This window comes from Pseudomarimonas salicorniae (genome assembly GCF_023156535.1).
In the GTDB taxonomy this organism is placed as follows: domain Bacteria; phylum Pseudomonadota; class Gammaproteobacteria; order Xanthomonadales; family Xanthomonadaceae; genus Pseudomarimonas; species Pseudomarimonas salicorniae.
The window spans coordinates 15253-29928 of the sequence record NZ_JALNMH010000009.1 but is presented as its reverse complement, the minus strand read 5'-3'; the positions used below and the strand labels follow the sequence as shown (position 1 = coordinate 29928).

General features: G+C 64.4%; 25 protein-coding genes and 1 pseudogene. 25 read left to right on the top strand and 1 reads right to left on the bottom strand.

Annotated elements, in window-relative coordinates:
• The 25 genes and pseudogenes from rplB (at position 1) to M0G41_RS11230 (ending at position 13820) form a co-directional block, all read left to right on the top strand.
• A complete protein-coding gene (gene rplB / locus M0G41_RS11350) occupies positions 1-822 on the top strand; it encodes a 50S ribosomal protein L2 (RefSeq protein WP_248209318.1) in 822 nt (273 codons plus the stop codon).
• An 11-nt stretch (positions 823-833) separates the two neighbouring features.
• Positions 834-1106 carry a 30S ribosomal protein S19 gene (gene rpsS / locus M0G41_RS11345; RefSeq protein WP_248209317.1) on the top strand — a complete coding sequence of 91 codons (273 nt, stop codon included), beginning with the start codon at positions 834-836 and terminating at the stop codon, positions 1104-1106.
• Between the two features lie 10 nt (positions 1107-1116).
• The gene (gene rplV, locus M0G41_RS11340; protein ID WP_248209316.1) at positions 1117-1452 is read left to right on the top strand and encodes a 50S ribosomal protein L22; all 336 of its coding nucleotides are present in this window, start codon (positions 1117-1119) and stop codon (positions 1450-1452) included.
• Positions 1453-1464: 12 nt separating this feature from the next.
• Positions 1465-2166 carry a 30S ribosomal protein S3 gene (gene rpsC, locus M0G41_RS11335; protein ID WP_248209315.1) on the top strand — a complete coding sequence of 234 codons (702 nt, stop codon included), beginning with the start codon at positions 1465-1467 and terminating at the stop codon, positions 2164-2166.
• A gap of 12 nt (positions 2167-2178) precedes the next feature.
• Positions 2179-2592, top strand: coding sequence for a 50S ribosomal protein L16 (gene rplP / locus M0G41_RS11330; RefSeq protein WP_248209314.1), 414 nt, complete (start codon positions 2179-2181; stop codon positions 2590-2592).
• The gene (gene rpmC, locus M0G41_RS11325) at positions 2592-2777 is read left to right on the top strand and encodes a 50S ribosomal protein L29 (protein WP_248209313.1); all 186 of its coding nucleotides are present in this window, start codon (positions 2592-2594) and stop codon (positions 2775-2777) included. The genes rplP and rpmC overlap by 1 nt, the downstream gene beginning before the upstream one ends.
• A gap of 11 nt (positions 2778-2788) precedes the next feature.
• Entirely contained in the window at positions 2789-3049 is a 261-nt protein-coding gene (rpsQ, locus tag M0G41_RS11320) for a 30S ribosomal protein S17 (RefSeq protein ID WP_248209312.1), read from the top strand.
• Positions 3050-3062: 13 nt separating this feature from the next.
• A complete protein-coding gene (gene rplN, locus M0G41_RS11315) occupies positions 3063-3431 on the top strand; it encodes a 50S ribosomal protein L14 (protein WP_248209311.1) in 369 nt (122 codons plus the stop codon).
• Positions 3432-3441: 10 nt separating this feature from the next.
• The gene (gene rplX, locus M0G41_RS11310; RefSeq protein ID WP_248209310.1) at positions 3442-3756 is read left to right on the top strand and encodes a 50S ribosomal protein L24; all 315 of its coding nucleotides are present in this window, start codon (positions 3442-3444) and stop codon (positions 3754-3756) included.
• An 11-nt stretch (positions 3757-3767) separates the two neighbouring features.
• The gene (gene rplE / locus M0G41_RS11305; RefSeq protein WP_248209309.1) at positions 3768-4307 is read left to right on the top strand and encodes a 50S ribosomal protein L5; all 540 of its coding nucleotides are present in this window, start codon (positions 3768-3770) and stop codon (positions 4305-4307) included.
• Between the two features lie 14 nt (positions 4308-4321).
• A complete protein-coding gene (rpsN, locus tag M0G41_RS11300; RefSeq protein ID WP_248209308.1) occupies positions 4322-4627 on the top strand; it encodes a 30S ribosomal protein S14 in 306 nt (101 codons plus the stop codon).
• A 53-nt stretch (positions 4628-4680) separates the two neighbouring features.
• On the top strand, positions 4681-5076 hold the full coding sequence (rpsH, locus tag M0G41_RS11295; RefSeq protein WP_248209307.1) for a 30S ribosomal protein S8: 396 nt from the start codon (positions 4681-4683) through the stop codon (positions 5074-5076).
• Positions 5077-5089: 13 nt separating this feature from the next.
• The gene (gene rplF / locus M0G41_RS11290; RefSeq protein ID WP_248209306.1) at positions 5090-5617 is read left to right on the top strand and encodes a 50S ribosomal protein L6; all 528 of its coding nucleotides are present in this window, start codon (positions 5090-5092) and stop codon (positions 5615-5617) included.
• A 57-nt stretch (positions 5618-5674) separates the two neighbouring features.
• Complete coding sequence (rplR, locus tag M0G41_RS11285) at positions 5675-6028, top strand: 50S ribosomal protein L18 (RefSeq protein ID WP_248209305.1); 354 nt, start codon at positions 5675-5677, stop codon at positions 6026-6028.
• A 23-nt stretch (positions 6029-6051) separates the two neighbouring features.
• Positions 6052-6595: pseudogene (gene rpsE / locus M0G41_RS11280) on the top strand (30S ribosomal protein S5).
• Positions 6588-6776, top strand: coding sequence for a 50S ribosomal protein L30 (gene rpmD / locus M0G41_RS11275; protein WP_248209303.1), 189 nt, complete (start codon positions 6588-6590; stop codon positions 6774-6776). The pseudogene rpsE and the gene rpmD overlap by 8 nt, the downstream one beginning before the upstream one ends.
• Before the next feature lie 24 nt (positions 6777-6800).
• Positions 6801-7235 (top strand): 50S ribosomal protein L15, encoded by a 435-nt coding sequence (gene rplO, locus M0G41_RS11270; RefSeq protein WP_248209302.1) that lies wholly within the window; start codon positions 6801-6803, stop codon positions 7233-7235.
• 3 nt (positions 7236-7238) lie between these two features.
• Positions 7239-8597 carry a preprotein translocase subunit SecY gene (gene secY, locus M0G41_RS11265; RefSeq protein WP_248209301.1) on the top strand — a complete coding sequence of 453 codons (1359 nt, stop codon included), beginning with the start codon at positions 7239-7241 and terminating at the stop codon, positions 8595-8597.
• A gap of 178 nt (positions 8598-8775) precedes the next feature.
• Entirely contained in the window at positions 8776-9132 is a 357-nt protein-coding gene (gene rpsM, locus M0G41_RS11260; protein ID WP_248209300.1) for a 30S ribosomal protein S13, read from the top strand.
• A gap of 11 nt (positions 9133-9143) precedes the next feature.
• The gene (gene rpsK, locus M0G41_RS11255) at positions 9144-9536 is read left to right on the top strand and encodes a 30S ribosomal protein S11 (protein ID WP_248209299.1); all 393 of its coding nucleotides are present in this window, start codon (positions 9144-9146) and stop codon (positions 9534-9536) included.
• Between the two features lie 13 nt (positions 9537-9549).
• Positions 9550-10176, top strand: coding sequence for a 30S ribosomal protein S4 (gene rpsD / locus M0G41_RS11250; protein ID WP_248209298.1), 627 nt, complete (start codon positions 9550-9552; stop codon positions 10174-10176).
• Positions 10177-10194: 18 nt separating this feature from the next.
• Positions 10195-11190 carry a DNA-directed RNA polymerase subunit alpha gene (locus M0G41_RS11245; RefSeq protein ID WP_248209297.1) on the top strand — a complete coding sequence of 332 codons (996 nt, stop codon included), beginning with the start codon at positions 10195-10197 and terminating at the stop codon, positions 11188-11190.
• Positions 11191-11331: 141 nt separating this feature from the next.
• Positions 11332-11712 (top strand): 50S ribosomal protein L17, encoded by a 381-nt coding sequence (gene rplQ, locus M0G41_RS11240; protein ID WP_248209296.1) that lies wholly within the window; start codon positions 11332-11334, stop codon positions 11710-11712.
• Positions 11713-11827: 115 nt separating this feature from the next.
• On the top strand, positions 11828-12334 hold the full coding sequence (locus M0G41_RS11235; RefSeq protein WP_248209295.1) for a disulfide bond formation protein B: 507 nt from the start codon (positions 11828-11830) through the stop codon (positions 12332-12334).
• 112 nt (positions 12335-12446) lie between these two features.
• The gene (locus M0G41_RS11230) at positions 12447-13820 is read left to right on the top strand and encodes a class II 3-deoxy-7-phosphoheptulonate synthase (protein ID WP_248209294.1); all 1374 of its coding nucleotides are present in this window, start codon (positions 12447-12449) and stop codon (positions 13818-13820) included.
• A 7-nt stretch (positions 13821-13827) separates the two neighbouring features.
• Here the strand turns inward: M0G41_RS11230 and M0G41_RS11225 are convergent, their stop codons facing one another.
• Complete coding sequence (locus M0G41_RS11225) at positions 13828-14628, bottom strand: hypothetical protein (RefSeq protein ID WP_248209293.1); 801 nt, start codon at positions 14626-14628, stop codon at positions 13828-13830.
• Positions 14629-14676 lie beyond the last annotated feature (48 nt).

The window sequence follows — 14676 nt, the reverse complement described above, 5'->3', positions numbered from 1 at the left end:
ATGGCATTGATCAAGTACAAGCCGACTTCGCCTGGCCGCCGCGCCAAGGTGGGTGTCGTCAACAACGAGCTGCACAAGGGTGCGCCGCATGCGGCGCTGGTCGAGCCGCAGGGCCGCACCGGCGGCCGCAACAACGCCGGCCGCATCACCACCCGCCACCGTGGCGGTGGCCACAAGCAGCACTACCGTGTGATCGACTTCAAGCGCGACAAGGAGGGCATCCCGGCCCGCGTCGAGCGCATCGAGTACGACCCCAACCGCACTGCGCACATCGCCTTGCTGTGCTACGCCGACGGCGAGCGCCGCTACATCATCGCCCCGAAGGGTGTCGAGGTGGGTGAGCAGCTCCTGGCCGGTCGCGATGCACCGATCAAGGTCGGTAACACGCTGCCGCTGCGCAACATCCCGATCGGCACCACGGTGCACTGCATTGAGATGAAGCCCGGCAAGAAGGCTCAGATCGCACGCTCGGCGGGTGCTTCCGCCCAGCTGGTTGCCCGCGAGCAGGGCTATGCGACCCTGCGTCTGCGCTCCGGCGAGATGCGCAAGGTGCCCGCCGACTGCCGCGCCACCATTGGCGAGGTCGGCAACAGCGAACACAGCCTTCGCAAGATCGGCAAGGCCGGCGCCAAGCGCTGGCTGGGCGTACGCCCGACCGTCCGCGGCGTGGCGATGAACCCGGTCGACCATCCGCACGGCGGTGGTGAAGGCCGTACCTCGGGTGGCCGTCATCCGGTGTCGCCGTGGGGCGTCCCGACCAAGGGCTACAAGACCCGCAACAACAAGCGCACGGAGCAATTCATCGTGCGCCGTCGTAAGTAATCGGAGCGGCCATGGCACGTTCACTCAAAAAGGGCCCGTTCATCGACCTGCACCTTCAGAAGAAGGTCGAGGCAGCGATGGCGAGCAACAGCAAGAAGCCGATCAAGACCTGGTCGCGTCGTTCGATGATCGTCCCGGACATGGTGGGCTACACCATCGCTGTCCACAACGGCAAGCAGCATGTGCCGGTGTTGGTCAACGAGAACATGGTCGGTCACAAGCTCGGCGAGTTCGCCCTGACCCGTACGTTCAAGGGTCACAGCGGCGACAAGAAGTCGAAGTAGGGAGAGAACCATGGAAGCCAAAGCACTCCTGCGCGGTGCGCGCATCTCTCCGCAGAAGGCCCGTCTGGTCGCCGACCAGGTGCGTGGCCTCCCGGTTGGCCGTGCGCTGAACCTCCTCAAGTTCAGCGACAAGAAGGCCGCCCAGATCATCTACAAGGTGCTCTGGTCTGCCACTGCCAACGCCGAGAACAACGACGGCGCCGATGTCGACGAGTTGAAGGTCAGCCGGATCTTCGTCGACGAAGGCACCACCATGAAGCGTTTCCATGCCCGCGCCAAGGGTCGTGGAGCTCGCATCCTCAAGCGCACCAGCCACATCACTGTGGTGGTGGGCTCGGCCAAGTAACGGGAAGGCACGATGGGTCACAAAGTTCATCCGACCGGTATCCGCCTTGGCATCGCCAAGGATTGGAACTCCAAGTGGTATGCCAACAAGGGCGAATACGCCCAGTATCTTGCCGCCGACCTCAAGGTCCGCGAGATGCTGCGCAAGAAGCTTGCCCAAGCTGGCATTTCCAAGATCCAGATCGAGCGCCCTGCGAAGACCGCCCGCGTCACGATCCACACCGCCCGCCCGGGCGTGGTGATCGGCAAGAAGGGTGAGGACATCGAGAAGCTGCGCAAGCAGGTGAGCGACATGATGGGCGTCCCGGCGCATATCAACGTTGCCGAGGTCCGCAAGCCCGAGCTGGACGCCCAGCTGGTGGCTGAGTCGATCGCCCAGCAGCTCGAGCGCCGCATCATGTTCCGTCGCGCGATGAAACGCGCCGTCGGCAACGCGATGCGCCTGGGTGCCCTGGGCATCAAGGTCAACGTCGCTGGCCGCCTGAACGGTGCCGAGATCGCACGTTCGGAGTGGTATCGCGAAGGTCGCGTCCCGCTGCACACGCTGCGTGCGGATATCGACTACGGTTTTGCCGAAGCGCGTACCACCTACGGCGTCATCGGCATCAAGACCTGGATCTACAAGGGCGAAGTCTTCGACCTGGCCGCGGCAAGTGCCGAAGCCAAGGACGAGCGACGCGAGGGCGAAGGCCGTCGCGAGCGCGGCGCGAAGTAAGGAAGCACGACCATGTTGCAACCCAAGCGAACCAAGTACCGCAAGGTACACAAGGGCCGGAACGAGGGCCTGTCCTGGAACGGCGCTGCCGTCAGCTTCGGCGAGTACGGCCTCAAGGCCGTCAGCCGTGGTCAGCTGACCGCCCGCCAGATCGAGGCTGCTCGCCGGACCATTTCCCGCTACGTCAAGCGTGGCGGCAAGCTCTGGATCCGGATCTTCCCGGACAAGCCGATCACCCAGAAGCCGATCGAAGTGCGTATGGGTAACGGTAAGGGCAACGTCGAGTACTGGGTCGCCCCGATCCAGCCCGGCCGCATGCTTTATGAGATCGAGGGCATCCCGGAGGAGACCGCGCGCGAAGCGTTCCGTCTCGCCGCGGCCAAGCTCTCGGTTAGGACCACCTTTGTGACCCGGACGGTGCGCTGATGGAACTCAAGGATCTCCGCCAGAAGTCGGCTGACGAATTGAAGGCCCACCTGCTTGACCTGCGCAAGGAGCAGTTCAGCCTGCGCATGCAGAAGGCGACCGGCCAGTTGAACCAGACCCACCAGGTCAGCAAGGTCCGGCGCGAAATCGCGCAGGTCAAGACCTTGCTGGGCGGCGGCAAGTAAAGGCGATCGACATGAGCGAGAACACCAACCAGCTGCGCACGGTCGAAGGCCGCGTCGTCAGCAACAAGATGCAGAAGACGGTCACCGTCCTCGTCGAGCGTCAGGTCAAGCACGCGCTGTACGGCAAGTACATCAAGCGCTCGACCAAGCTTCACGCCCACGACGAGCAGGGGTGCCAGGAAGGCGACGTGGTTCGCGTCACCGAGTGCCGTCCGCTGTCCAAGACCAAGAACTGGCGCGTGGTCGAAATCGTCACGCGCGCCGCGCAGTAAGGGGACGTAAGCCATGATCCAGATGCAGTCCACGCTTTCCGCAGCGGACAACAGCGGCGCCAAGGAACTGATGTGCATCAAGGTGCTCGGTGGTTCCAAGCGGCGATACGCCCACATCGGCGACATCATCAAGGTGTCGGTGAAGGACGCCATCCCGCGCGGCAAGGTCAAGAAGGGTGAGGTCTACGATGCGGTGGTCGTGCGTACCCGCAAGGGCGTTCGTCGCCCCGACGGTTCGCTGATCCGCTTCGACGGCAACGCCGCCGTGCTGCTCAACAACAAGCAGGAGCCGATCGGCACCCGCATCTTCGGACCGGTCACCCGCGAACTGCGTGGTGAGAAGTTCATGAAGATCGTGTCTCTGGCTCCCGAAGTTCTCTGAGGTAACCGCCATGAATCGCATCCGCAAGGGTGATCAGGTTGTCGTGATCACCGGCAAGAACAAGGGCCAGAAGGGCGAAGTTGTCCGCGTGGCCGGCGACAAGGTGGTCGTCTCGAACGTGAACCTGGTTAAGCGCCACACCAAGCCGAATCCGCAGGCCAACCAGGCCGGCGGGATCGTCGAAAAAGAGGCGCCGATTCACGTTTCCAACGTGATGATCTTCAATCCCGCCGCCGGCAAGGGCGACCGGGTCGGAATTAAGGTGCTCGAGGATGGACGCAAACTGCGTGTGTTCCGCTCGAGCGGTGAGGCGATTGACGCCTGAGGAATGTGGCCATGACCCGGCTTGAAACGATCTACAAGAATGACGTCGTGCCGAAGCTGATGGAGCGCTTCGGATACAAGAACGTGATGGAAGTCCCGCGCGTCACCAAGATCACCCTGAACATGGGTGTCGGTGAGGCCGTGGGCAACAAGAAGATCCTTGAAAACGCTGTTGCCGACATGACTAAGATCGCTGGCCAGAAGCCGGTGACCACCAAGGCTCGTGTCTCGGTTGCGTCGTTCAAGATTCGCGACGGCTGGCCGATCGGCTGCAAGGTGACCCTGCGCCGCGCGAAGATGTTCGAGTTCCTTGACCGCCTGATCAACATCTCGCTGCCGCGCGTGCGTGACTTCCGCGGCGTGTCGGGACGTTCCTTCGACGGTCGTGGCAACTTCAACATGGGCGTGAAGGAGCAGATCATCTTCCCCGAGATCGACTTCGACCAGGTCGATGCGATCCGCGGCATGGATATCGCCATCACCACCACGGCGAAGACCAACGAAGAAGCAAAGGCGCTGCTTGAGGCCTTCCGCTTCCCGTTCCGCAACTGAGCGACGAGAGACCTATGTCCAAGACCTGCATGATCAATCGCGAGATCAAGCGCGAGAAGCTGGCCAAGAAGTACGCTGCGAAGCGTGAGGCGCTGAAGAAGGTTGTCAGCAGCCAGACCGCCTCGTACGAGGAGAAGATGGAGGCGCAGATCGCGCTGCAGAAGCTCCCGCGTGATTCCTCGCCTGTGCGTCAGCGCAATCGTTGCGAACTCTCCGGTCGTCCGCGCGGTGTCTACCGCAAGTTCGGCCTGTGCCGCAACAAGCTTCGCGAAGCGACCATGCGCGGCGACGTCCCCGGCCTTCGCAAGGCCAGCTGGTAACCCTTTCAAGCTGAATCCGTTTCGGATATCGGTGCTTACTCAAGGAATGCATCATGAGCATGACTGATCCCATCGCCGACATGCTGGTCCGCATCAAGAATGCGGCCGCTGTGGGCAAGCCCACCGTGCGTATGCCCTCATCGAAGATGAAGGTCGCGCTCGCCAACGTGCTCAAGGACGAGGGTTACATCCTCGACGCGCGCGTGCAGTCGCAGGGTGCCAAGAGCGAACTCGAGATCGTTCTCAAGTACTACCTCGGCAAGCCGGTGATCGAGCGTCTGGAGCGTGTTTCGCGCTCGGGCCTGCGCCAGTACCGCGGCAAGGACGCGCTGCCCAAGGTCCTTGGTGGCCTCGGCGTCGCGATCATCTCCACCTCCAAGGGCATCATGACTGATAGCCGCGCTCGCGCCGAAGGCGTGGGTGGCGAAGTCATCTGCCTGGTTGCCTAAGCGGAGCCGAACGATGTCCCGAGTTGCCAAGAAGCCGATCCCGATGCCCAAGGGCGTCGAGCTCTCCGTCTCCGCCGACGCGATTGCCGTGAAGGGCCCGAAGGGAACCCTTTCCATGGTCAAGCCGGCCAACGTCAATGTTTCGATCGACGACGGCGTGGCGAACATCTCGCCGGCCGACGATGCGTCGATCGCCATGGCCGGTACCGTCCGCGCCATCCTCGCCAACATGGTTACCGGCGTGTCCACCGGCTTCGAGCGCAAGCTTGAGCTGGTCGGCGTCGGCTACCGCGCCTCGGTGCAGGGCAAGGACCTGAACCTCTCGCTGGGCTTCTCGCATCCGGTGGTGTTCACCGCACCGGAAGGCGTGACCATCGAGACCCCGACGCAGACCGAGATCCTGATCAAGGGTGCGGACAAGCAGCGCGTCGGCCAGGCCGCGGCGAAGATCCGTGCGTTCCGCCCGCCTGAGCCCTACAAGGGCAAGGGTGTGCGGTATGCCGGCGAGAAGATCATCATGAAGGAAGCCAAGAAGGCGTAATGCCGGGGCGGTGATCCCGCCACGACCCAGCGCTTTCAGCTTTCGAGGACTGGAACCATGGATAAGAAATCTGCCCGTCTGCGTCGCGCCAAGTCGGCCCGTTCGCACATCCGTACCCTTGGCGTGCCGCGCCTGTCCGTGCTGCGCACCGGCCAGCACCTGTATGCCCAGGTCTTCAGCGCCGACGGCTCCAAGGTCATCGCTGCCGCGTCGACCGTTCAGGCCGACGTCCGCGACGGCCTCAAGGGCTGCAAGAATATTGAGGCCGCGGCCAAGGTCGGCAAGCTGGTCGCCGAGCGTGCCAAGGCTGCCGGCGTGGAGTCGGTCGCTTTCGATCGCTCCGGCTATCGCTTCCACGGCCGCGTCAAGGCGCTGGCCGATGCAGCCCGGGAAGCCGGTCTGCAGTTCTAAGGGCCACGGCCCTTCCCACAACGATAAGCGGCCCAGGCCGTAAGCAAGCAGGAAATCTCAATGAGCACGAACGATCGCGAAAACAGCGACGGCATGCTGGAAAAGCTGATTGCCGTCAATCGCGTCTCCAAGACGGTGAAGGGTGGTCGCCAGTTCACCTTCACCGCGCTGACGGTGGTGGGCGACGGCGCTGGCAAGGTTGGCTTCGGCTATGGCAAGGCACGCGAAGTGCCGGTGGCCATCCAGAAGTCGATGGAGCATGCCCGCCGGGCCATGATCTCGGTCGAGCTGAACAACGGCACCCTGTGGTACCCGATCAAGGCCAACCACGGCGCGGCCCGGGTGTTCATGCAGCCGGCCTCGGAAGGTACCGGTGTCATCGCCGGCGGCGCCATGCGTGCGGTGCTCGAAGCGGTTGGCGTGAAGAACATCCTGGCCAAGGCCGTGGGTTCGCGTAACCCGATCAATCTGGTCCGCGCCACGCTGAAGGGTCTGAAGGCGATGAACTCGCCGTCCCAGGTCGCCGCCAAGCGCGGCAAGTCCGTCGAGGAGCTGAGCCATGGCTAAGGCCGAGAAGACCATCAAGGTCCGTCTGGTCAAGGGTCTGCGCGGCACCCAGGCGCGTCACCGTCTGTCGGTGAAGGCGCTGGGCCTGCGCAAGACCAACGATGTGCGTGAACTGCCGGACACCCCGAGCGTTCGTGGTCTGATCAACCAGGTCTATTACCTGGTCCAGGTCGAGCAGTAAGTTCGGCCTCTAGGAGAAGTTCTCATGCGTCTGAATGAACTCAAGCCGGCCCCGGGTGCGCGCAAGGAGCGCGTTCGCGTTGGTCGCGGTATTGGCTCCGGCCTTGGCAAGACCTGCGGCCGCGGCCACAAGGGCCAGTACGCACGTACCGGCAAGGGCAAGGTGAAGCCGGGCTTCGAAGGCGGCCAGATGCCGCTGCAGCGTCGCCTGCCGAAGGTGGGTTTCCGCTCGCGTATCGCCAAGGACACCGCCGAGGTGTTGCTTTACAAGCTCGAACTGCTGGATGCCGCCGAGATCGACTTTGCCGCGCTTCGCGCTGCCAAGCTGGTCCCGAGCACCGCCAAGCAGGCCAAGGTCGTCAAGAAGGGCGAGATCGGCCGCGCGATCGTGCTCAAGGGCGTGCTGGCAACGGCGGGTGCCAAGGCGGCGATTGAAGCCGCCGGCGGGCGCGTGGAGTAATCCGTGGCCCAGTCGCCAAAGGCGGGAAATGCACTGGCGGGGCTCGGCAAGCTGACCGAGCTTCGTCAGCGTTTGCTGTTCGTGCTGGGCGCCCTGATCGTCTATCGCATCGGCACCTTCATTCCGGTGCCGGGCGTCGACCCTCAGGCAATGGTCCGCTTCATGGACACCCAGCAGGGCACCATTGTCGACCTGTTCAACATGTTCTCGGGCGGCGCTCTGGAGCGCTTCAGCCTGTTCGCGTTGAACGTGATGCCCTACATCTCTGCGTCGATCATCGTGCAGCTGTCCTCGCACATCTTCCCGAGCCTCGCCGCACTGCGTAAGGAGGGTGAGTCGGGCCGCCGGAAGATCACCCAGTACACCCGTTACGGCACCGTCCTTCTGGCTGCATTCCAGGCCATGGGCGTAGCCATCGCCCTGCAGCAATCGGGCGCCGGGTCAGGCATTCCGATCGTCTACAACCCGGGCCCCGGGTTCATCATGACGGCGATCATCTCGCTGACCGCGGGCACAATGTTCCTGATGTGGCTGGGCGAGCAGATCACCGAGCGCGGCGTCGGAAACGGCATCTCGCTGATCATCTTTGCCGGCATCGTGGCCGGACTGCCGGGCGCCGTTGTCGGCACGCTGGAACTGGCTCGCAATGGGGATCTGAGCCCGCTGGCGGTGATCCTGGTTCTGGTTCTGGTCCTGCTGGTTACTGCATTCGTGGTCTTCGTGGAACGTGGCCAGCGCCGCATCACGGTGAACTATGCGCGGCGCCAGGGTGGCCGTTCCGCCTACATGAACCAGAGCAGCTATCTGCCGCTCAAGGTCAACATGGCCGGCGTGATTCCGCCGATCTTTGCTTCGTCGCTGATCATGTTCCCGGCCACCGCGTCCAGTTGGTTCGGCACCGGAAGCGATCAGCGCTGGCTGCAGAATCTTTCGGCGGCCCTTGCTCCCAGCGAGCCGCTGCACATGTTCCTGTACGGTGCGATGATCATGGGCTTCGCCTTCTTCTATACGGCGCTCGTGTTCAACTCGCAGGAGAACGCCGAGAACCTGAAGAAGTCGGGCGCACTGATTCCGGGTATCCGCCCGGGCAAGGCGACCGCGGACTATATCGATGGCGTGATGACCCGGTTGACCGGGGCGGGCGCCGTCTACCTGGTGCTGGTTTGCCTCCTGCCGGAGCTGTTGCGGCTGGGCTGGCCGGTGCCGTTCTACTTCGGGGGCACCTCGTTGCTCATCGTCGTGGTCGTGGTGATGGATTTCACCGCGCAGATCCAGGCGCATCTGATGTCTCATCAGTATGACAGCCTGATGAAGAAGGCCAATTTGAAGGGCGGTTCGCGCGGCAGCTTCGCGCGCGGATAGCGGCAGTCGAACGGGTTCGGCCCTTCGGGGGCGGGCCCGCTAGACCGGCCGCAACGTCGGAGCACGGGCACCACACACCCGTGCCGTCCCCGCTCGCCCGCGAGAGGGGTTCCAAAAAACACGAAGCCGTTGTATCCTTTCCAGTTCACTGCGCAAAAAATTCATTCGGAGAACACCCATGGCGCGCATTGCCGGTGTCAATCTGCCTGTCCAGAAGCATGTCTGGGTAGGCCTTCAGAGTATCTACGGAATCGGTCGCACCCGTTCCAAGAAGGTGTGCGAAGCCGCCGGCGTCGCTTCCAACACCAAAATCCGCGACCTGTCGGAGCCGGAAATCGAGCGCCTGCGTGCCGAGGTCGGCAAGTACGTGGTCGAGGGTGACCTCCGCCGCGAGATCGGTATCAGCATCAAGCGTCTGATGGACCTTGGCTGCTATCGGGGTCTCCGTCACCGTCGCGGCCTGCCGCTTCGTGGCCAGCGCACCCGCACCAATGCGCGTACCCGCAAGGGCCCGCGTAAGCAGATCAAGAAGTAAGGACCGACGCCATGAGCAAGCCTGCTGCCTCCAAGGGCAAGAAGAAGATCAAGCGCGTCGTCACCGACGGCATCGCGCACGTCCACGCCTCGTTCAACAATACGATCGTGACCATCACCGACCGCCAGGGCAATGCCCTGTCCTGGGCCACCTCGGGTGGTGCGGGGTTCCGCGGTTCGCGCAAGTCGACCCCGTTCGCCGCCCAGGTTGCCGCCGAGAAGGCCGGCAAGGTCGCGCTGGACTACGGGCTGAAGACTCTCGAAGTGCGCATCAAGGGCCCGGGCCCGGGCCGCGAGTCGGCAGTGCGTTCGCTGAACGCCTGCGGCTACAAGGTCACCAACATCATCGACGTCACGCCGATTCCGCACAACGGCTGCCGTCCGCCCAAGAAGCGCCGAGTCTGAGGAGCTAGAAGTCATGGCACGTTATATCGGCCCCACCTGCAAGCTGGCTCGTCGCGAAGGCGCCGACCTCAGCCTGAAGTCCCCGGCTCGCGCGATCGATTCCAAGTGCAAGCTCGAGCAGAAGCCCGGCCAGCACGGCGGCGCCCGCAAGGGCAAGCTGTCGGACTATGCCGTCCAGCTGCGCGAAAAGCAGAAGGTCAAGCGTATTTACGGTCTGCTCGAGCGGCAGTTCCGCAACTACTACAAGAAGGCGTCCTCGAAGAAGGGCAACACCGGCGAGTCGCTGTTGCAGCTCCTCGAGTCGCGCCTGGACAACGTCGTGTACCGCATGGGTTTCGCGGTTACGCGTCCGCAGGCCCGCCAGCTGGTTTCTCACCGCGGCGTTCAGGTCAACGGCAAGTCCGTCAATCTGCCTTCCTATCAGGTCAAGGCCGGTGATGTGGTCAGCCTGGCCGAGAAGGCCCAGCGCCAGCTGCGCGTCCAGGAGTCGCTGACCCTGGCCCAGGAGATGGACCTGACCCCGGCCTGGATGGAAGTCGACGCCAAGAAGTTCACCGGCGTCTTCAAGGCCGTCCCCGAGCGCTCCGACCTGCCTTCAGACATCAACGAAGCGCTGATCGTCGAACTCTATTCGAAGTAATCCACGGAGACGTATCGAATGTCCGTTTCTGCCAATCAGGTGTTGCGTCCGCGCGGCATCGGCATCGAGAAAGTTTCTCCCAATCGTGCCAAGGTGATCCTGGAGCCGCTCGAGCGCGGCTACGGCCACACCCTGGGCAATGCGCTGCGGCGCATCCTGCTGTCCTCGATTCCGGGCTTCGCCATCACCGAGGTGGAGATCGATGGCGTTCTCCACGAGTACACCACGGTTGAGGGCCTGCAGGAGGACGTGCTGGAAGTCCTGCTGAACCTCAAGGACGTCGCCATCCGCATGCACAATGCGGAGAGCACCACCCTGGCGCTGGTCAAGCAGGGCCCGGGTGATGTGGTCGCCGGCGATATCAAGACCGACCACAACGTCGAGATCATCAATCCCGAGCACGTGATCTGCCACCTGACCAAGGACACCGCGCTGAACATGCGGATCAAGGTCGAGCGTGGTTTCGGTTACCAGCCGGCGGCGGCGCGTCGTCGCCCGGACGAGGAGACCCGCGCTATTGGCCGCCTGATGCTGGACGCGTCGTTCTGTCCGGTTCGCCGGGTGGCCTACGAAGTCGAAAGCGCCCGCGTCGAGCAGCGCACCGACCTCGACAAGCTGGTCCTGGACATCGAGACCAACGGCACGATCGACGCCGAGGAAGCCGTCCGCACCGCGGCCGACATCCTCACCGACCAGCTGTCGGTGTTTGGCGACTTCACCAAGCGCGATGGCGCCGCGGCGAAGCCGTCGCAGACCGGAATCGACCCGGTGCTGCTGCGTCCGATCGACGACCTTGAGCTGACCGTCCGCTCGGCCAACTGCCTCAAGGCCGAGAACATCTACTACATCGGTGACCTGATCCAGCGCACCGAGGTGGAGCTGCTCAAGACGCCGAACCTGGGCAAGAAGTCGCTGACCGAGATCAAGGAAGTGCTGGCCCAGCGCGGCCTGTCGCTCGGCATGCGTCTGGAGAACTGGCCGCCGGCCGGCCTCCAGCAGGGCATGATGGGCTAAGAAGGCCGATCAAGGACCGCGGCCTGCGCGCCGCGGTCCGCCTGTACCGGCCAGGAGGGCCGGACGAGGTACTACAAGACCAACAATGTTGTGTCACGGACGACTTCAGCAAAGACAACGTAATCTCCGAGGATTCCTTCCATGCGTCACTTGAAGTCCGGTCGCAAGTTCAACCGCACCAGCTCCCACCGCGAGGCGATGTTCCGCAACATGGCGGCGTCGCTGATCAAGCATGAGCTGATCCGCACCACCCTGCCCAAGGCCAAGGAGCTGCGTCGCGTCGCCGAGCCGCTGATCACCCTGGCCAAGGTCGACAGCGTCGCCAACCGCCGTCTGGCCTTCTCGCGCCTGCGCGACAAGCAGGCGGTCGGCAAGCTCTTCGTCGAGCTCGGACCGCGTTTCCAGTCGCGTCCGGGTGGCTACCTGCGCCTGCTGAAGTGTGGCTTCCGCGAGGGCGACAACGCCCCGATGGCCTACGTCGAGCTGATGGATAGGCCGCAGGCCGAGCCGGCTGCCGAGTAAGCAGGCCGCGCAGCGTCATCGAAAAGCCCCGGCTCGTCCGGGGCTTTTTCGTTTTCCGGAACTCGACGCCGTCGTTCCGGTCCCAGCGGAATCGATCCAAGAATCTGGAGCCTTCATGAACCCTCTGCGCTGGTCGTTCCGCCAGGCCTGTCTCGCCGGACTGCTGTGCTGCCTGGCCCTGCTCGGCTACGCGCTGTACGCGCAGCACCAGATGTTCCTTGACCCCTGCCCGCTATGCATCCTGCAGCGCGTGGCCTTCATGGTCATGGCGGCCGGCTTCCTCGCTGGGCTCGTCTTCGGCAAGGGCAGGGTCGGGCGCTGGCTGGGCTCGGCCGTGGTGGTCATCGGTTCGGGCGCCGGGGTGGCGATCGCCGGTCGTCACGTGTGGCTGCAGGGGCTTCCGCCGGACCAGGTGCCGGCCTGCGGCCCGGGTTTGGAGTACATGCTTGAAGCCTTCCCGCTTCGTGATGTCCTGAGCAAGGTTTTCCACGGTTCGGGCGAGTGCGCCAAGATCGACTGGAGCTTCCTCGGAATCTCGATGCCCGGTTGGACGCTGATCTGGTACCTGCTGCTGGCCGCCCTTGTGCTGTTTGCCCTGTTCCGAGCGCGCGACGCCGACTGATGGTGGCGCATCTACATATTCCCCCGCGCCCGGCAAAGCTTGCCGAGGCAACGGTTGCGGGTGCGCGGGCCTGTGGCATCATGCGGTGATGCACCGCACCAATCGAATCGCCATGAATGCCAAGGATGTAGGACCCCAGCCCGTCATGCTGCCGGAAAACTGGGCCCCTTCGAGCTGGCACCGGTGTACGGCGCTGCAGCAGCCCACCTATCCAGATGCCGATGCGCTGGCCCAGGCGCGTGCAGAGCTGTCCCAGCTGCCGCCGCTGGTCACTTCCTGGGAAATCCTCTCGCTGAAACGCCAGCTGGCGGAAGCCCAGGAGGGGCGCCGCTTCCTTCTTCAGGGGGGCGACTGCGCCGAGAGCTTTGCCGATTGCGAGTCGGGACTGATTTCGAACCGGCTGAAGGTGCTGCTGCAGATGAGCGTGGTCCTGGTGCACGGGATGCGCTTGCCGGTGGTCAGGGTCGGGCGCTTTGCCGGCCAGTACGCCAAGCCGCGCTCGGCCGATACGGAGACCCGCGACGGGATCACCCTGTCCAGCTATCGCGGCGACCTGATCAATGCGCCGGCCTTTACCGAGGCCGCCCGCCTGCCGGATCCACGTCGGATGATCGAGGGTCACTCGCGCTCGGCGATGACCATGAACTTCGTTCGCTCGCTGATGGATGGTGGGTTCGCCGACCTGCACCACCCCGAGTACTGGGACCTGGCCTGGGTGGCGCATTCGCCGCTGGCCCAGGAGTACCAGCGGCGGGTCGATGCCATCGGTGACGCCGTGCGCTTCATGGAGACGCTGTCGGGCGAGTCGATCCACAACCTCAACCGGGTCGAGTTCTTCACCTCGCACGAGGCCCTGCTGCTCCACTACGAGGAGTGCCTGACCCGGCAGGTGCCGCGCCAGTGGGGCTGGTTCAATCTTTCCACCCACTTCCCGTGGATCGGCATGCGCACCGCGGATGTCGATGGCGCCCACGTCGAGTACCTGCGCGGCGTGCGCAATCCGATCGCGGTCAAGATCGGTCCCTCGGTGACGCCCGAGCAGCTGATCCGTCTGGTCGACGCGCTCAACCCGCAGGATGAGCCCGGTCGCCTCACCCTGATCCATCGCATGGGCAGGGATAAGGTCGAGGCGCACCTGCCGAAGCTGCTGGAATGCGTGCGTCGCGAGGGCCGTCGCGTCCTCTGGGTGGCCGATCCGATGCATGGCAACACCGAGAGCACCGGAAACGGCTACAAGACGCGGCGCTTCGAGAACATCCGTGGCGAGCTGGATGCGGCCTTCGACATCCATGCCGCGGCCGGCACACGCCTGGGCGGTGTGCACCTGGAGCTGACCGGTGAGGACGTGACCGAGTGCCTCGGCGGCGCGCGCGAGCTGACCGAGGTGGATCTGGCGCGGGCCTACCGCTCCACCGTGGATCCGCGGCTCAACTATGAGCAGTCGATGGAGCTTGCCATGCTGATCGTGCGCAAGCGGGCCGGCTGAGGGGCGCTCAGAAGCGCAGCCGAAGCAGGGCCTGCGGGCCCTTGAATCCGACCTCGAGCTTGCCGGCGAGGTCGAGTTCGTCCTGTTCGACGTCGACCTCGGTGTAGCCGTACTGACCGACCAGGCTCAGGTGGCGGCCGAGCAGCCATTCCAGCCCGATATGGCCGGACAGCGCCTCGCCCTCGATGCCGCGATAGCTGCGCCGCAGGTAGCGCGCCTCGGCCTCCAGTCGCCAGTGGGGCCCGAGCTGGCGGCGCCAGGCGATGCCGGCCAGCGGCACGAAGAAGCGATCGCTGACAGCGGCCCGGCCTTCGGCCTCACCCTGGCCATCCACCGCGACCCGGCCGCGGATGGAAAGCGACGCACCGAAGCGGATGACGCCGAGCTGCAGGCCCACGGCCTGGTCCCTGTCGTGCCAGGCCCACCAGGTGTAGTCGAACTCCAGGCTGCGAAAGCTCACCCGGCCGACGGCCTCGGCGTCGACCAGGAATTCCTGATCATCGAAGCGAAGCGTCTCACTCAGGATCGAACGGCGCTCGCGGGCGTCGCGGAAGGCCTTGATCCCGAACTCATGGCGGTCGAAGGCGCGGAAGCGCAGTTCGGCGAGATCAAGCCTGCGCCGGTTGTCGAAGGCGAACTCGTCGTTGAAGTCGATCTCGGTGCCTTCGACGACGGCGTCGTCGACGCGTCCCTGCAGGGTCAGGGTGTTCTGGAAGCCGCCGAAAGCGAGCGAGAATCGCTCGCCCAGCACGCCCTCACCACGCGCGGGCAGGGCGGCGGCCAGCAGCAACAGCGGGAGCCAGCGCATCGGGAACTGGGGCATGCCGCAGTGTAGCGACAGCCGCGGTGAACCGCG

Bases quoted from the DNA above. Each gene is read 5' to 3' on its own strand.
- rplB (WP_248209318.1), top strand. From the start codon at position 1: ATGGCATTGATCAAGTACAAGCCGACTTCGCCTGGCCGCCGCGCCAAG.
- rpsS (WP_248209317.1), top strand. From the start codon at position 834: ATGGCACGTTCACTCAAAAAGGGCCCGTTCATCGACCTGCACCTTCAG.
- rplV (WP_248209316.1), top strand. From the start codon at position 1,117: ATGGAAGCCAAAGCACTCCTGCGCGGTGCGCGCATCTCTCCGCAGAAG.
- rpsC (WP_248209315.1), top strand. From the start codon at position 1,465: ATGGGTCACAAAGTTCATCCGACCGGTATCCGCCTTGGCATCGCCAAG.
- rplP (WP_248209314.1), top strand. From the start codon at position 2,179: ATGTTGCAACCCAAGCGAACCAAGTACCGCAAGGTACACAAGGGCCGG.
- rpmC (WP_248209313.1), top strand. From the start codon at position 2,592: ATGGAACTCAAGGATCTCCGCCAGAAGTCGGCTGACGAATTGAAGGCC.
- rpsQ (WP_248209312.1), top strand. From the start codon at position 2,789: ATGAGCGAGAACACCAACCAGCTGCGCACGGTCGAAGGCCGCGTCGTC.
- rplN (WP_248209311.1), top strand. From the start codon at position 3,063: ATGATCCAGATGCAGTCCACGCTTTCCGCAGCGGACAACAGCGGCGCC.
- rplX (WP_248209310.1), top strand. From the start codon at position 3,442: ATGAATCGCATCCGCAAGGGTGATCAGGTTGTCGTGATCACCGGCAAG.
- rplE (WP_248209309.1), top strand. From the start codon at position 3,768: ATGACCCGGCTTGAAACGATCTACAAGAATGACGTCGTGCCGAAGCTG.
- rpsN (WP_248209308.1), top strand. From the start codon at position 4,322: ATGTCCAAGACCTGCATGATCAATCGCGAGATCAAGCGCGAGAAGCTG.
- rpsH (WP_248209307.1), top strand. From the start codon at position 4,681: ATGAGCATGACTGATCCCATCGCCGACATGCTGGTCCGCATCAAGAAT.
- rplF (WP_248209306.1), top strand. From the start codon at position 5,090: ATGTCCCGAGTTGCCAAGAAGCCGATCCCGATGCCCAAGGGCGTCGAG.
- rplR (WP_248209305.1), top strand. From the start codon at position 5,675: ATGGATAAGAAATCTGCCCGTCTGCGTCGCGCCAAGTCGGCCCGTTCG.
- rpmD (WP_248209303.1), top strand. From the start codon at position 6,588: ATGGCTAAGGCCGAGAAGACCATCAAGGTCCGTCTGGTCAAGGGTCTG.
- rplO (WP_248209302.1), top strand. From the start codon at position 6,801: ATGCGTCTGAATGAACTCAAGCCGGCCCCGGGTGCGCGCAAGGAGCGC.
- rpsM (WP_248209300.1), top strand. From the start codon at position 8,776: ATGGCGCGCATTGCCGGTGTCAATCTGCCTGTCCAGAAGCATGTCTGG.
- rpsK (WP_248209299.1), top strand. From the start codon at position 9,144: ATGAGCAAGCCTGCTGCCTCCAAGGGCAAGAAGAAGATCAAGCGCGTC.
- rpsD (WP_248209298.1), top strand. From the start codon at position 9,550: ATGGCACGTTATATCGGCCCCACCTGCAAGCTGGCTCGTCGCGAAGGC.
- M0G41_RS11245 (WP_248209297.1), top strand. From the start codon at position 10,195: ATGTCCGTTTCTGCCAATCAGGTGTTGCGTCCGCGCGGCATCGGCATC.
- rplQ (WP_248209296.1), top strand. From the start codon at position 11,332: ATGCGTCACTTGAAGTCCGGTCGCAAGTTCAACCGCACCAGCTCCCAC.
- M0G41_RS11235 (WP_248209295.1), top strand. From the start codon at position 11,828: ATGAACCCTCTGCGCTGGTCGTTCCGCCAGGCCTGTCTCGCCGGACTG.
- M0G41_RS11230 (WP_248209294.1), top strand. From the start codon at position 12,447: ATGAATGCCAAGGATGTAGGACCCCAGCCCGTCATGCTGCCGGAAAAC.
- M0G41_RS11225 (WP_248209293.1), bottom strand. From the start codon at position 14,628: ATGCGCTGGCTCCCGCTGTTGCTGCTGGCCGCCGCCCTGCCCGCGCGT.